The sequence below is a fragment of the Microbacterium wangchenii genome (assembly GCF_004564355.1).
Taxonomy (GTDB): Bacteria; Actinomycetota; Actinomycetes; order Actinomycetales; family Microbacteriaceae; genus Microbacterium; species Microbacterium wangchenii.
Window position 1 is genome coordinate 215,422 of sequence record NZ_CP038266.1, and the last position, 13,634, is coordinate 229,055.

Annotated in this window: 16 protein-coding genes; 6 read left to right on the forward strand and 10 right to left on the reverse strand. The window is 69.7% G+C overall.

All coding sequences use genetic code 11. The features are described from left to right. Positions 1–14: 14 nt before the first annotated feature. The 4 genes from E4K62_RS00990 to E4K62_RS01005 are packed head-to-tail and all read left to right on the forward strand — an operon-like array spanning position 15 to position 4,519. The gene (locus E4K62_RS00990) at positions 15–2,111 is read left to right on the forward strand and encodes a S9 family peptidase (RefSeq protein WP_135062724.1); all 2,097 of its coding nucleotides are present in this window, start codon (positions 15–17) and stop codon (positions 2,109–2,111) included. After that, the gene (locus E4K62_RS00995) at positions 2,098–2,943 is read left to right on the forward strand and encodes a Cof-type HAD-IIB family hydrolase (protein ID WP_135062726.1); all 846 of its coding nucleotides are present in this window, start codon (positions 2,098–2,100) and stop codon (positions 2,941–2,943) included. Before E4K62_RS00990 ends, E4K62_RS00995 begins: the two co-directional genes overlap by 14 nt. A gap of 42 nt (positions 2,944–2,985) precedes the next feature. Continuing rightward, positions 2,986–4,056 (forward strand): P-loop nucleotide/nucleoside kinase family protein, encoded by a 1,071-nt coding sequence (locus tag E4K62_RS01000; RefSeq protein WP_167747685.1) that lies wholly within the window; start codon positions 2,986–2,988, stop codon positions 4,054–4,056. A 52-nt stretch (positions 4,057–4,108) separates the two neighbouring features. Next, on the forward strand, positions 4,109–4,519 hold the full coding sequence (locus E4K62_RS01005; RefSeq protein ID WP_135062730.1) for a DUF2255 family protein: 411 nt from the start codon (positions 4,109–4,111) through the stop codon (positions 4,517–4,519). A 404-nt stretch (positions 4,520–4,923) separates the two neighbouring features. Here the strand turns inward: E4K62_RS01005 and E4K62_RS01010 are convergent, their stop codons facing one another. The 8 genes from E4K62_RS01010 to E4K62_RS01045 form a co-directional block, all read right to left on the reverse strand. Beyond that, a complete protein-coding gene (locus E4K62_RS01010; RefSeq protein WP_135062732.1) occupies positions 4,924–5,799 on the reverse strand; it encodes an alpha/beta hydrolase in 876 nt (291 codons plus the stop codon). A gap of 26 nt (positions 5,800–5,825) precedes the next feature. Then, positions 5,826–6,752, reverse strand: a complete 927-nt coding sequence (locus E4K62_RS01015; RefSeq protein WP_167747686.1) for an N-acyl homoserine lactonase family protein — start codon at positions 6,750–6,752, stop codon at positions 5,826–5,828. 120 nt (positions 6,753–6,872) lie between these two features. Continuing rightward, positions 6,873–7,259: a RidA family protein gene (locus tag E4K62_RS01020; protein ID WP_135062738.1), complete on the reverse strand. Its 387-nt coding sequence runs from the start codon at positions 7,257–7,259 to the stop codon at positions 6,873–6,875. Positions 7,260–7,305: 46 nt separating this feature from the next. Then, positions 7,306–7,878: a flavin reductase family protein gene (locus E4K62_RS01025; RefSeq protein WP_135062740.1), complete on the reverse strand. Its 573-nt coding sequence runs from the start codon at positions 7,876–7,878 to the stop codon at positions 7,306–7,308. A 31-nt stretch (positions 7,879–7,909) separates the two neighbouring features. Then, positions 7,910–9,112, reverse strand: a complete 1,203-nt coding sequence (locus tag E4K62_RS01030) for an acyl-CoA dehydrogenase family protein (protein ID WP_135062742.1) — start codon at positions 9,110–9,112, stop codon at positions 7,910–7,912. Positions 9,113–9,202: 90 nt separating this feature from the next. Next, positions 9,203–9,892: a helix-turn-helix domain-containing protein gene (locus tag E4K62_RS01035; protein ID WP_135062744.1), complete on the reverse strand. Its 690-nt coding sequence runs from the start codon at positions 9,890–9,892 to the stop codon at positions 9,203–9,205. An 84-nt stretch (positions 9,893–9,976) separates the two neighbouring features. Then, on the reverse strand, positions 9,977–10,291 hold the full coding sequence (locus E4K62_RS01040; protein WP_135062746.1) for a hypothetical protein: 315 nt from the start codon (positions 10,289–10,291) through the stop codon (positions 9,977–9,979). A gap of 108 nt (positions 10,292–10,399) precedes the next feature. Next, entirely contained in the window at positions 10,400–11,065 is a 666-nt protein-coding gene (locus E4K62_RS01045; RefSeq protein WP_205805851.1) for a LysE family translocator, read from the reverse strand. Between the two features lie 66 nt (positions 11,066–11,131). Here E4K62_RS01045 and E4K62_RS01050 point away from each other — a divergent pair, with 66 nt between their 5' ends. After that, positions 11,132–11,665: a CGNR zinc finger domain-containing protein gene (locus E4K62_RS01050; protein WP_135062748.1), complete on the forward strand. Its 534-nt coding sequence runs from the start codon at positions 11,132–11,134 to the stop codon at positions 11,663–11,665. 78 nt (positions 11,666–11,743) lie between these two features. Next, positions 11,744–12,295, forward strand: a complete 552-nt coding sequence (locus tag E4K62_RS01055; RefSeq protein WP_135062750.1) for an OsmC family protein — start codon at positions 11,744–11,746, stop codon at positions 12,293–12,295. Between the two features lie 18 nt (positions 12,296–12,313). Here E4K62_RS01055 and E4K62_RS01060 read toward each other — a convergent pair whose 3' ends face one another. Together E4K62_RS01060 and E4K62_RS01065 are read right to left on the reverse strand one after the other, a co-directional pair. Further along, positions 12,314–12,814: a hypothetical protein gene (locus E4K62_RS01060; RefSeq protein WP_135062752.1), complete on the reverse strand. Its 501-nt coding sequence runs from the start codon at positions 12,812–12,814 to the stop codon at positions 12,314–12,316. Between the two features lie 44 nt (positions 12,815–12,858). Next, positions 12,859–13,455, reverse strand: a complete 597-nt coding sequence (locus tag E4K62_RS01065; protein WP_240742769.1) for a pyridoxine/pyridoxamine 5'-phosphate oxidase — start codon at positions 13,453–13,455, stop codon at positions 12,859–12,861. Positions 13,456–13,634 lie beyond the last annotated feature (179 nt).

The window sequence follows — 13,634 nt, forward strand, 5'->3', positions numbered from 1 at the left end:
ATAGCGTGAAAGGCATGCCCTCGACTGCGTTCTCCTCCCTCGACGAGTACATCGCCCTCCCGCGCATCGAAGCGCTCGCGCTGTCGCCCGACGGCCGGCGCGTCGTCCTCACGGTCGCAACGCTCACGAAAGACCGCACGGCGTACGAGCGGTCGCTGTGGGAGGTTCCGGCTGAGGGAGCCGGCGCCCCCCGGCGCCTGACCCGTTCGGCCAAGGGGGAATCCGGCGCGGTGTTCACCGCGGACGGCGATGTGCTGTTCATCAGTGCTCGACCGGACGCCGAAGCCGAGGAAGACGGCGAGTCGGGTCAGCTGTGGCTGCTCCCCGCCGGTGGCGGAGAGGCGCGGCCGGTCACGCGTCTGGCGGGCGGCGCGGGCGGGATCGCGGCGGTGGCCGAGGCATCCACTCGCCTGGTCCTCTCGGCCGACCTGATGCCGTCGGCCCAGACCCTCGAAGACGACGCGCGGCTGCGCGCCGATCGCAAGAAGCGGAAGGTGTCCGCGATCCTGCACGACACCTACCCGGTGAGGTTCTGGGACCACGATCTGGGGCCGGCCCAGCCGCACCTGCTCGCGCTCGACCTCGATGCCCTGGCCGACACCATCGCCGCGGTGGCCGAAGAGGGTGCCTCGGAGGCGGACGACGAGGCAGAAGCGGATGCGGCCAAGCCGTACCCGTCCACGCTCCCGCGGCCGCGCGACCTGACCCCGAACCCGGGCCGCACAGCCGACATCGCCGGCGCCGCCCTCACCCCCGACGGCGCGACGCTCGTGGCATCCCTGCAGATCCCCGAGGGGCGCGACTCCCGCCACGTCCTGGTGGCGATCGACACCGCCACCGGGGAGCGCACGACCCTGTTCGAGGAGCGCAGCACGTACTTCGAGATGCCCGCCATCAGCCACGACGGCACGACGCTCGCCTTCGTGCGCTCGGGCTTCGGGTCGCCGGAGGGCCCCGCCGACCAGGAGCTGTGGGTGTCGGACCTCGACGGCGCGAACCCGCGACGACTGGCAGCGGGGTGGGATCGGTGGCCGAGCGCCCTCGCCTTCGACGCCGACGACTCCGCCCTCATCGTGACCGCCGACCAGGACGGGCGCGGACCGATCTTCCGGGTCCCCCTCGAGGGCGGACCGGTCGTGCAGCTCACCGCCGACGAGTTCACCTACACGCACGTGCACGTCGACCGCGCCACCGGCGACCTGGTCGCGCTGCGCTCGTCGTGGATGGCGCCGCCGCACGCCGTCCGCGTCGGCCGTGACGGCGCCGTGACGGCCTTGGCCTCACCGGTCGCGCTCCCCGAGGCGGCCGGGTCCATGACGGAGGTGGAGGCCACGGCGGAGGACGGGGCCCGGGTGCGCGGCTGGCTGCTCCTTCCCGACGGCGCTTCGGCGGAGCATCCGGCTCCGCTCCTGCTGTGGATCCACGGCGGGCCGCTCAACAGCTGGAACGCGTGGAGCTGGCGGTGGAACCCGCAGCTGGCCCTCGCGCGCGGCTACGCGGTGCTCCTCCCCGACCCGGCGCTCTCGACCGGCTACGGGCTGGACTTCATCGCCCGCGGGTGGAACAGCTGGGGCGGCAAGCCCTACACCGACCTCCTGGCGATCACCGACGCTGCCGTCGCCCGCGACGACATCGACGAGACCCGCACGGCGGCGATGGGCGGATCGTTCGGCGGCTACATGGCCAACTGGGTCGCCGGCCACACCGACCGGTTCCGCGCCACCGTCACGCATGCGAGCCTGTGGGCCCTCGACCAGTTCGCCGGCACGACCGACTCCTCGGCGTACTGGCAGCGCATCTTCACGCCCGAGGCGATGGCCGAGAACTCCCCGCACCGGTTCGTCCGCGACATCCGCACTCCTCTCCTGGTGATCCACGGCGACCGCGACTACCGCGTGCCGATCGGGGAGAGCCTGCGGCTGTGGTCGGAGCTGAACGAGCACTTCGGGGCGGACGACGGGTCGCTCGTGCACCGGTTCCTGTACTTCCCCGACGAAAACCACTGGGTGCTCAAGCCCCAGCACGCCGTGGTCTGGTACGAGACGGTGTTCGCCTTCCTCGCCCAGCACGTGCTCGGAAAGTCGGCGGAGGTGCCAGATGTCCTCGGCTGACCCGCGCGTGCTCGACGCTCCGCCGCGCGACGGCCTCGACATCCGCCTCGTCGCCGTCGACATGGACGGCACGCTGCTCGACGGCGAGGGCCGGCTGCCACCCGGTTTCGACGCGCTGCTGGAGCACATGCTCGCCCGCGGCATCGTCTTCACGCCGGCCAGCGGCCGGCAGTACGCCACGCTCCGCCGCGAATTCGGCGCATCCGCCGACGACCTGGCCTTCATCGCCGAGAACGGCACGATCGTGATGCGCGACGGCGTCGAACTGTCGAGCGACGTCATGGACTCCGCGTTCGTGCAGCACGTGCTGGCGCGGTTGCGGGAGGTCGCCACGCGGCACGACATCGGCGTGGTCGTGTGCGGCAAGCGTTCGGCCTACATCGAGCGGCGCGATCCGGCGTTCGTGACCGAGGCCGAGCGCTACTACGCCGAGCTCGCGCGGGTCGACGACCTCACGAGCGTGGACGACGACGTGCTGAAGGTGGCGGTGTACGCCTTCGAGAGTGCCGAGGAGTCGGTCTACCCCGAGCTCGCCGACATCGCCGCCAGTCATCAGGTCGTGGTCTCGGGCCGGCACTGGGTCGACATCATGAACAGCGACGTCAACAAGGGCACGGCCCTCCGCCGGCTCCAGGAGACGCTCGGCATCACGCGGGAGCAGACCGTCGCGTTCGGCGACTATCTCAACGATCTCGAGCTGCTGGATGCCGCGGCCTGGTCGTACGCGATGGCCAACGCGCATGACGAGGTCGCCGCGCGGGCCCGATTCCGTGCGCCCGCGAACACCGAGTACGGCGTGGTCACCGTCCTGACGGAGCTGCTGGGCCCCTGACGCGGGCGCGGTCCGCCGAGCCTGCTGGTTATGCTGCAGCGGATGGACCTCTTGCGGCTGGCGGGCGCGGCCGGCGTCGGCAAGTCGACGACGGCATGGGCGATCGCACAGCGCCTCGTGGCCGAGGGCGTCGCATCCGGGTTCGTCGATATCGACCAGCTGGGCATGTGCTATCCGCCGCCTGCGGGCGACCCGGATCGGTGGGCGCTCAAAGAGCGTGCGCTCACGGCGGTCGCCGGCGAGTTCGCGCGTGCGGGAGTGGCTCGGCTGGTCGTCTCGGGAGTCGCGTGGCCGGATGACCCACCGCCGACGATCCCCGGGATCTCCGTGCACTCCGTGTGGCTGGATGCCTCGGAGGAGACCCGGCGCGAACGCCTCGACGTGCGGCGGAACGAGCCGGAGCAGGTCGAACGGTCCCTCGCCGCCGGCACCGCGGAGGCGGCACGAGTCCATCCGGCCTGGGAGCGGGTCGACACCGAGAGACGGTCGGCTGCGGCGACCGCCGAGGACGTGCTGGCGAGGTGGCGTGTCACCGCGATGCCCGGCGAGAGCGCCGAGCCCGCCGGCCCGGACGCGGGGTTGGGAGGTGGCCGCGTCCTGTGGATCACGGGCCCGCGGCTGGCGGGCGCCTCGCGGATCGGCTGGGAGGTGGCGACGCACGACTGGGAGGCGGGAAGGCGCGTGGGATTCGCCGATGTCCGTCAGCTGTCGTTCGCGTGGAACGTTGATCGACCGGTCGGCCTGGCGAATCTGGCGCGCGTGCACGCGACCTTCCAGCAAGCGGGTGCCCGGCGGTTCGTCGCGGTCGCACCGTGGGAGATCGAGCCGGAGGCCGTGCGCGCGGCCCTGCCCACGTCGGAGGTCGTCTTCCTCCGGCTGAGTGCTCCCGATGCCGAGCGACGTGCGCGCGCCCTGTCCCGCCGTGACGAAGGCGGTCCGCTGCTCGCGGGCGACGACATCCTGCACGCCTCCGATGCCGTGATCGCCCGCATCATCCACACGTCGGGCGCTCGGTGGAAGGTGCCTCCTCGTGACGAGGAGCAGATCATCGAGGTCGGTGATCTCTCTCTCGCGGACGCCGTCGCGGCGGTGCGGCGCAGCAGCGGTTGGTGAGAGGGCCCACCAAGGACCTCGCTCCGCCCAGGGCACCGCGCTACCCTCGGCCATGGCCTTCGACGATGTGGTTCGCGTTCTGGATGAGACCCGCGTGGTCGCCGTCATCACCCGCCGCGCCGACGGCACGCGTGTCGCGACCCCCATCTGGGCGATGGTGGTGGACGGCGTGCCGTACCTGCGATCGGCCTACGGGCCGTCGTCATGGTGGTACCGCCACGTGCTCGCCGGGCGTGACGTGGAGTTCGCGCTGGGGGACGGCAGGATCGCCGAGCGCGACCGTCAGGCCGCGCTCGAGCTGCCGTCCGAAGCCGTGGCGGTCGAGTCCGTCCCCGAGGACGACCCGATCCAGCGCGACATCGACCGGGTGCTCGACGCGAAGTACGCCGCCGAGCCCGACTCGATCGCGGTGATGAAGAGCCGGGAGGCCGTGGGCTGCACACTGCGCGTCGTCGCCCCCTGACCCTGCCCGGGTGGGTTCGCGCCCGGCCTTCCTCGCCTGAACTCCTCAAGAGTGAGGCGCCCCGCGTCGTTTCGCCCGGTTGTGGGCCCGAATGGGCGGGACTTTGAGGAGTTCGGACGGTGGTGAGGCGGTGAGGCGGCCGGACGCGGGCGCGTCCGGGACCTGTTGTCTCCCGCCGGCCTCGGATTTCGACTCTCGCCCGAACTCCTCAAACTCGATCCCATCCGCGCCATTTCGGCGGGTTGTGGCCGGATGGGGCGCAACTTCGAGGAGTTCGGGACGGTGATGACCCTGTGAGGTAGCCGGTCGTGCCGGAGAGAGCGGGCAGGGTGGCGCCGACGGAGGCGAAGGCGGAGATCGGGCCGCCGCGGCGGATCGACCCGTGATCCGCCGCGGAAGCGGTGTCAGCCGCCAGCGAGCCGTTCGACGATTTGGGCCAGCTCCCCGGTGCCGTCAGCCAGCGACTCCAGGATGTCGAAGTGGTTGTTCTCCCTCACCAACACATCTACGGGGTGTCCGCTTGACGAGACCATGGCCGCGAAATCGATCGACTGGCGCTCGAACTCCGGCGTCTCGTCGTTCCCGTACGCGACGACGAGCGCAGGGACTACGGGTGGCGTGCTGAGGACGCTGATGTCCTCGGCTGCACTCTCGTCCAGGTGCAGGTCGGCGTTGAGGAAGGTGTGAACGAGTGGGCGAAGGTCGAAGACCCCGCTGATGGGCAGCGCGCCAGCGAATGGTTGGCGAGGAAGCCCGTACTCGCCGGCCCAGTCAGCCTGCATCAGCGTGGCGACAGCGTGGCCTCCTGCCGAGTGGCCCGATATGACGATGCGGCGGGCATCGACACCGTAGTCCGCGGCATGCGTGAAGAAATGCGCGTAGGCCGCGCGATGCTGGCGGACGATTTCGGCGACGCTCACGCGTGGGCACAACGCGTAGTTCTCCACTGCCACAACGAAACCCCGCGCCGCCAGGCCCCGGGCGACGTAGCTCCAGACCTTGCTCGTCGTGGCCTTCCAGTAGCCGCCGTGGATGAAGAACAGCGCGGAGCGGGGGCCCGGGGTATCCGTCTGCGGGAGAAAGACGTCGTACGTCTCATCGAGGGTCGGTCCGTAGCGCACGTCCAGCAGACCTCGGGCTTCGTCGCGGTACGCGGCGCTGCGCGCGACGAAGTCGTCGGCATACGCGCCGAAGTCGGGCACTGTCGCCTCGATGTCGTAGGCGCGGTTCAATTCGTCCACGCTCGTGAAGTCGCGGTACAACGGCGTGCTTCCGGTCATTCCTTGCTCCTTGAGTAGGGGGCGGATCAGCGTAGGAGCCGAGGAGCCCCATCGGGACGACGCGATCGATCGTTCTCGCGAAGATTGAGCTCCGCGATCGAGTTGCCACTGGGGGAGAGCCAAGAGCTGTGCCGTAGAGCGACTTCGGGATCGTGGCCGGGGATGATTCTGCTCGTCTCGCCCTGCAGCTCCTCCTGGAGCGTCTGGTACAGGCTGATCAGGTTGAAGGTGTTGCCCTGCACGTAGCCGGGCGCCCACATGCCTTCGATGTTGGAGTACCAGTACACCGTGTCTCCGGCGGCGACGAAGGGGCCGTTGCGAGTCTGGATCTTGAACCACTGCGATCCGAAGGTGTGCGAATCCCTTGCCAAGCGGGCGGTCACGCCGGGAAGGAGCTCCTCGTCTCCATGAACGAAACGGATCCGTCCGTCGGCGATGCCCTGGGCGGCTTTGGCGAGATCGAGCGGGTCGAAGGAGGAGAAGATCCATGCTTTCTGTTCTTCGGTGGTCATGTGGTTGGCCAGGTCCACAGCCGACGACCACCCCGTGAACTCCTCGTACTGCACATAAAGCTGCGCGTTGGGGAACGCCTCGAAATTGCCGACGTGGTCGAAGTGCATGTGCGAGACGAGGATGACGTCGACGTCTTCGGGGCTGATCCCCACATGCCCGAGCACCTCGGTAGGGCTCTCCCAGTTCGAGAATGCGTAGCGCTCGAGCCAGTAGTCGTTGCGGAATCCGCAGTCCACCAGTGCGACGTGCTGCTTGCCCCCGACTTCACCGCCGATGAGCAGGGTGTAGAGCATCGGGATGCGAATGATGCCCCTGTTGCTGAACAGGCCGGACCCTCCGAAGAAGTCGTGCGGCATATCCGCGTGGCAGTACTCGAGAGACCAGATCGAGTAGTCGGTATCGGCTGCTGCCGGGAACTTCGTCGAACCACTGATGTTCATGACACTCCTTCGTGTCGTCGGCTCCGCCTCGTGGCGTCGCGCGGGCATGTTGGGTGGCGTGATGCCCAGGCCGCTCAGGCCCGCGGCAGTAGGGGCGTCGAGCGGCGTCAGGAGACGGCGTCAGACGGCGGCGATCGCGTCGATCTCGATCGTGGCGCCGTTGTACAGCGAGTAGACGCCGATCACGGTGCTGGCGGAGGGCTCGGGGGCCCGCACGATGCGGTCGCGGGTGCGCCGCCAGGTCGCGAGCTTCTCCTGGTCCAGGTGGGTGATGTACACGTTGACGCGCACCACATCCTCGTACGTCGCCCCCGCCGCCGTCAGCGCGCGCTCGAGCTCGCCGTACGTCAGCTCGATCGCCCGCTCGAAGCTCTCCGGCACGGAGCCGTCCGCTTCGAATCCCACCTGGCCGGAGATGAAGACGAGGTCGCCGCTCGTCACCCGCGTGCTGTCGGAGATCCCGGGCACGGTGGGGGAGGCGGTACGGCTGATGCGGTCGTTGGTCATGAATGCTCCTTGGAGGGGTTTCGATCGGATGCGGCGGAAGAAGCGGTCAGTCGCCCCGCCCGTAGACGGCGTAGAACGGCACGACGGTGCGGGGGAGGGCGGCGTGCTCGTTCAGCACGAACCATTTGCGGTCATGGTAGACGAGCGGATGCGGTGACCTCTCCGGCGTCTCCGCGCGCGGCTTGGCCTCGATGGCCTCGACCACGACGAGGGTCGAGCCGTGCACGTCCAGCCGTTCGATGACCCGTCCGCGCAGCCACGCGTTCGCGCGCGGGTAATACGGCTCACCGGTCGGCAGCCGGCCCCACTCCACGTCGTCACCGAAACGCTCGACGCCGCTGCGGGCCCCGAGCTTGGCCAGCTCGACCTGATCCGAGGCCAGCAGGTGCACGACGACCGTCTCCGCCCGGCGGATCGTCGGCGTGCTGGAGGAGCGACCGGATGCGGAGAACACGAGGGTGGGCGGATCGATGGCGACGGATGCGACCGAGCTCACCGTCATCGCGACCGGACCGTCGCCGGCGTCGGCGGTGATGATGGCGACGCCGGCGGGGTGGTGGCGGAACGCGTGCGTGAAGTCGCCGGCGGAGATCTGCGGCTCGGAGACGGTGGAATTCATCGTGAGCTCCTCTCGGAGGGGTGCCCGCCGGTCAGACGATCGGCAGGACGAATCGTGCGTCGTCCTCGCGGCCGAACAGCACCTTGCCGTAGGCCTCGAACCCGCTGGCGGCGAGGGTGTGGCCGTGACGGCTGGCCGTGGCCTGGTCGCGCCACACGCGCTGGAGCGGGGCCGACTCGGCGAAGCCGGCCGAGCCGTGGGCGGTCATCAGGTCGTTGATCATCGTGGTGATGGTCTCCACCACCCACCCGGCCTTCGCGCGCATCTCGATCCGCTCCGCGTACGGCGCGTACGTGCCGTTGGCGGAGCCGTCGTAGATGCGGTCGGCCAGCTCGCGCGCGACGAGCTCCGCCGCGTCGAGCTGAACGGCGGCCTTGGCGATGGCGCTCTGGAAGACCGCTGAGTCCGCTTGCTTCTCGTAGCCGGTGTACGCGATCGCCTTGCTCTCGGCCTTGGAGATGACGTAGTCCAGCGCGGCGCGTCCCATTCCCAGGTGCGGGCCGATGAGCTTCATGAACAGGGACGGGACGAAGACCGTGCGGTAGGTCTGCTCGTCGTTGCCACCCAGATACCCGCCTTCGACCGCGGCCGTGAGGGGGAAGACCCGATGTGCGGGGACGAAGACGTCGTCGGCGATCTGCATGACGCTGGCGGTGGACTTCATGCCCGCGACGAACCAGTTGTCCTCCATCGACAGCTCGGAGGTGGGGATGAGGGCCAGGCCGGCGTCCACGACCTCACCGGCCTCGTTCTTCAGCGGGATCCCCAGCAACGACCAGTCGGCGTGCAGGCTCCCCGTCCCGTATCCCCACTTGCCCGTCACGCGGTACCCGCCGTCGACGCGCTCGGTGTCGGAGGTGGTGGCCAGGACGATGGAGATGAAGGAGTTCACGCCCTTGTCGGTTCCCCACACGTCCTGTTGCGCCTGCTCGTCCATGAGCGAGACGACCCATGCGCCGGAGTCGAGGATGCCGTGCACCCACGCGATGCTGCCGTCGCCGCGGCCGATGGCGCGGGCCACCGCGTGGCACTCGGCCGTGTTCGCGCCGAGCCCGCCGACGCTGGTCGGAGCGGAGATGCTGAATGCGCCCGTCGCCGCGACGGCGTCGAACGCATCCTGCGGGATGCGGCGGTCGCGGTCTGCGTCGCGTCCTCCCGCGGTGAGCGTGGGACGCAGTTCGTCGATCTGGTCGACGATCGTGCTGATCTCGGGACGGAGTGCCGTGGCTGCCATGAGTGACTCCAATGTCGACGCCGAAGTGTTAAACAGAGCGTGACATTGAGGGGTCACTATGTCAATGCACAGTGAACACCGAATTCAGCGTCAATCGAGGTGGTCGAACCGACGCAGCACGTTCAAGGGATTGGCGGGCGGATGCGGCCGCCAGCGCCCGCCGTCGGCAGCAGGCTCCGCCTCGAGCCCCGCGCCGTTGCGGTCCATGACGAACCACACCCCGCGGGCCGGCGCGGTGCTGCGGTTGAGATAGAGGTGCGGCCGCGCGGACTCGAACTGCAGAGAGTCACCGGGTCCGAGGACGTACTCGTCGAACTCGAGCCGGAGGATGAGCTCGCCCTCCAGGATGAAGGCCTGCTCGAAGCCGGAGTGCCGGGTGAGCTTGCCCGTCGGGGAACTGGAGGCGCCCGCCTGGTAGGTGACGAGGAGCGAATCCGTGCGGCCATCCGGGCGGCTGGCGAGCCGCTCCCAGCGGACGCCGTCCTCCATCTCGATCATCGGATTCTCGCTCGCGCGCTGCACCTCCGGGGTGAGAGGGGGTGCGGCGGCGAAGCTCGGGACGCTCGTGGTGCCTTCGATCCCCAGCAGTTCGTCGGCCGAGACTTCGAGCAGGCCGGCCAGGGAGTACAGGGTCGCCACCGACGGGCGGCTCTTCCCTGTCTCGACCTGGGAGATGAGGCTGGGGGAGACGCCCAACTGCTGCGCCACCTTGCGCAGGCTCACGCCGCGCGCTTGCCGGATGCGGCGGATGCGCTCGCCGATGTTCTCTGCAGTGGACATTCGCTCTCCCGCTGGGCCTACTGCACCCTACCGCGCACCAAGACGGATGTGTAGGAATACTTAACACCACGCCACCGGGTGTAGTCAGGTCTCGTCGACCTCCGCGACGTGGATGCGCCCGCGGAGGAACGGCAGCGCCGGCGCGCGATAGACGAGCGATGGCCGGTCACCGGGATCCAGGGAGAACTCCGCCTGGCCGAACCGCCACGCGCGGTTGAACAGGTACGCACCCACCGTCACCGAGCGGTCGGCGGGAACCTGCCACGTGCCCACGCCCCACTGTGCCGGCTGGCCACGCCCGGCGATGACGAGCGTGGGCCGAACCCCGGCGTAGAGCGCGAACCAGGGCTTGCGCAGGCTCAGCTGAATGCGACGCGTCGCCTCGTCTCCATGACTCACGTGTGCATCGACTCCTGTCGCATCCTCGGCATCGCCGCGGGTGTGACGACGGCGCCCCCAGCAAACATAAGCGCTGCGGTGCGCCCAGGACGGGAGGGCGCTCCTGGGCTATGCCACCGAAGCGGGCTCCGCGACCTCGAGTGCCAGCAGGACGGCGACGACGCCGAGGAGGCCGCCGGTCGCACGGCGCTGCCACACCGTCCACACCGGTCGCGCGGCGAGGAAGGCGGCGATCGATCCGGCCGCCAGGATGATCGCGGCGTTGACGGTCAGGCTGACGGCGATCTGGATGCCGCCGAGGAGGAAGCCCTGGAGGGCGGGGCTGCCGGCGGAGGGGTCGACGAACTGGGGGATGAGCGCGAGGTACATCACCGCCGCCTTCGGGTTGAGCAGGTTGGTCACCAATCCCATGCGGAACAGCTTCGCCGCCGAGTCCCTGCGCAGCCCCCGTGTCTCGAACACCCCCCGCCCGCTCGGCTTCAGCGCCTGCCACGCGAGATATGCCAGGTACGCCACGCCGGCGGCCTTCAGGCCGATGAACAGCCACGGCACCGCGACGAACACGACGGCGAGCCCGGTGCCTGCCATCGTCAGGTAGACGAGGAACCCCGTACCCGTGCCGGCGAGGGACACGAGCCCGGCTGCGCGCCCCTGGCTGATGCTCCGGGAGACGAGATAGACCATGTTGGGGCCGGGCGTGAGAACCATCAGGAGAGCGGCCAGCGCCATGCCGCCCGCCGCCGCGAGCGATACTCCGGTTCCGAGGATGGTCATCGGTGGCTCCGGACAAGTGCAGGAGGGGTCTGGTGGCTCATCTGGCCAGAGTGCTGTAATGCCCTTATGCACCTCAACCCTTACGGCGAGTACGCCGTACTGATGGCGGCATCGTTGGCCAACGACTGGCCGGACGATCGCGAGGGCATCGTCGCCCGCACGCGCGAGTTCGGCATGACGATGGACTTCCTCGCCGGCGCCGACGACCTGGCGGCGTCGCGCGCCGTGCTGGACGAGTGGCTGCGCGTCGTCGACGAGGTCGACCCGCACGCCCGCGCGGCACTCCTGAACGCCGCCCTGGCGGCAGCATCCGCCTACCCCCGCCTGACCGACCACAACGGCGAGGGCTGGCACCTGCACTACCGGGATGCCGATCAGACCCTGCCCCACGTGCTCGCGGCCGTCATCAGTGTCGGCACCGCCCTGCACCTGACCACGCGGGGGATGCACCGGCTGCGGCGTTGCGCGGCGGGTGACGGATGTCGCAACGTCGTCGTCGATGTGACCCGCAACGGCAGGCAGCGCTACTGCTCGGTTCGCTGCGCCAATCGCGCCGCGGTCCGGCGGCACAGGGCGCGGGGCCCGATCAGCGCAGCGTGACGGTGCGTTACCGCGCATCGTGACGCCGCGTTACCGGCGGCGAGCGCCCGGCGCGATGCGCGACCTACGCTCGCGGCCATGACACTTGCTGACACCATCGTCGTTCCCGAGACCACCTCCGCCGACCGCGCCGCACGGCTCACCGCAGCCGGCACGGCGTGGGGCGAGCGGATCGCGACCGATCCCCGCAGCGCCCAGTTGACCTACCGCGTCAGCGGTGAGGGGTCGGGATCGGTCGCGACCGTCGTCCGCGCCGGAAAGCACCAGTTCTTCGTCGACGAGCCGGCCGCGCTGGCCGGCGACGACGTGGGCGCGAGCCCCGTCGAGTACGCACTCGCCGCACTGATCTCCTGCCAGGTCGTCGTGTATCGCCTCTATGCGCAGGCGCTCGGCATCCAGGTCGACGACATCCGCGTCGAAGCCGAGGGCGACCTCGATGCGCGGAAGCTCTTCGGCGTCGACGAGTCGGTGCGCCCGGGGTTCACGGGCGTTCGCCTGCACGTCACGATCGACGGACCTGAGACCGAGCGGCGGTACGACGAGCTCAAGGCCGCCGTGGACGAGCACTGCCCCGTGCTCGACCTCTTCGCCAACCCGACCCCGATCACGGTCCGGGTGTCCAAGGCCTGACACAGGTGGGGTCGACCGTCACCGGTCATGCGTCAGGTCGTGTGGTCGTCCTTGGTGCGCACCTCGATGTGCGGGCCGGCGACCCGGGTGAACCTCACCTGCATCCACTCCGCCCAGCCGCCACCGGGCTGCCGCGTCTCCCACACCGCGCGCATGGAATCCGGGGCGTCGAAGGTGAGGATGGCGCGGGGCGTCGCCGGCGTCGTTGAGGTACCGGCCATGCTCGTCGAAGCTTCCCACCGCGTGCTCGACGGTGCCATCGGCGTCGAAGGAGGTCTGATCGAAGGTGTCCATCGATGCTTCGCGAGGCGTGAAGAATTCCATCGCCTCTTTCCGCGCGCCGAAGATCTCAACGTCCACCCGATGGACCATCTGCCGGGCTCCGGGGAACCATTCGTAGACATCCCAGCCGGCCCACTTGTGGCCGCCGTGCTCGCTGCCGCCGACGATGATCCCCTCGGTCCGCCAGGTCCCGACCAGCCGGTCGAGCTGGTCCTGCAATGTCGAGTCGCCCGTCATCGCACCACCACAGCATGGCGGGCCAGCCCGCACAAGGGAGACGCTCAGATCGTCATGTGCGAGCGGCGCCACGACCCGCCCGTCCGCTCGTAGATGACGCGCGTGTGGTGGCGATCGGGTGCGCCCTGCCAGAACTCCACGTGCTCCGGTTCGATCCGCCAGAGCACCCAGTCCTCGGGCGGGATGCCGGCTCTCGCCGACGCCGACCGAGCGGCCAGGTCGGCGGCGCTCTCCTGGCGCGTCGCCTCGGACACCGGGCCGCGCACGCGCACCGAGCGCACCACCGGCTGCCACCAGAAGTTCAGCGCCGCCACCGGGTGGGCGGCGAGCTGAGCGCCTTTGGCAGAGGAGCGCCGGCCGGCGACAGCCCAGCCGATCGGCCCGACGTCTTTCAGGAGGAGCGTGCGGGCATCGGGTCTGCCGGCGGCATCCACTGTTGCCAAGGTGGCGGCATGCGGTTCGGCAACGCCCGCGTCCGCGGCATGGAGGATCCACGCCAGGAACAGCTCAACCGGATCGTCGGGCAGCGCCGCGACATCGAACGGGGGCGCGGTGCCCACGAGTGAGCCTTGCGCTCGCAGCCATTGCGCCATGCTGCCCGGCCGCGTGGACGTCACGTTCTCGTCGCCCGTACCCGTCATGCGTTCACCGTGTCGGGCTCGAGCCATCCGCGCAAGCAAGGAGGCGGCCACGAGAAGGCGCTTTGCCGCCGCGTCCGTCACGCGACGGCGGTCGCCTCCAGCTCGAACGAATCACGACACCCTGTGTCAGGGCTTCCGGGACAGTTTCCATATGCGGCCGGATCGTTTGGTCTCACTCG

Coding starts and splice junctions, on each gene's coding strand:
- E4K62_RS00990 (WP_135062724.1), top strand. CDS start 15: ATGCCCTCGACTGCGTTCTCCTCCCTCGACGAGTACATCGCCCTCCCG.
- E4K62_RS00995 (WP_135062726.1), top strand. CDS start 2,098: ATGTCCTCGGCTGACCCGCGCGTGCTCGACGCTCCGCCGCGCGACGGC.
- E4K62_RS01000 (WP_167747685.1), top strand. CDS start 2,986: ATGGACCTCTTGCGGCTGGCGGGCGCGGCCGGCGTCGGCAAGTCGACG.
- E4K62_RS01005 (WP_135062730.1), top strand. CDS start 4,109: ATGGCCTTCGACGATGTGGTTCGCGTTCTGGATGAGACCCGCGTGGTC.
- E4K62_RS01010 (WP_135062732.1), bottom strand. CDS start 5,799: ATGACCGGAAGCACGCCGTTGTACCGCGACTTCACGAGCGTGGACGAA.
- E4K62_RS01015 (WP_167747686.1), bottom strand. CDS start 6,752: ATGAACATCAGTGGTTCGACGAAGTTCCCGGCAGCAGCCGATACCGAC.
- E4K62_RS01020 (WP_135062738.1), bottom strand. CDS start 7,259: ATGACCAACGACCGCATCAGCCGTACCGCCTCCCCCACCGTGCCCGGG.
- E4K62_RS01025 (WP_135062740.1), bottom strand. CDS start 7,878: ATGAATTCCACCGTCTCCGAGCCGCAGATCTCCGCCGGCGACTTCACG.
- E4K62_RS01030 (WP_135062742.1), bottom strand. CDS start 9,112: ATGGCAGCCACGGCACTCCGTCCCGAGATCAGCACGATCGTCGACCAG.
- E4K62_RS01035 (WP_135062744.1), bottom strand. CDS start 9,892: ATGTCCACTGCAGAGAACATCGGCGAGCGCATCCGCCGCATCCGGCAA.
- E4K62_RS01045 (WP_205805851.1), bottom strand. CDS start 11,065: ATGACCATCCTCGGAACCGGAGTATCGCTCGCGGCGGCGGGCGGCATG.
- E4K62_RS01050 (WP_135062748.1), top strand. CDS start 11,132: ATGCACCTCAACCCTTACGGCGAGTACGCCGTACTGATGGCGGCATCG.
- E4K62_RS01055 (WP_135062750.1), top strand. CDS start 11,744: ATGACACTTGCTGACACCATCGTCGTTCCCGAGACCACCTCCGCCGAC.
- E4K62_RS01060 (WP_135062752.1), bottom strand. CDS start 12,814: ATGACGGGCGACTCGACATTGCAGGACCAGCTCGACCGGCTGGTCGGG.
- E4K62_RS01065 (WP_240742769.1), bottom strand. CDS start 13,455: ATGACGGGTACGGGCGACGAGAACGTGACGTCCACGCGGCCGGGCAGC.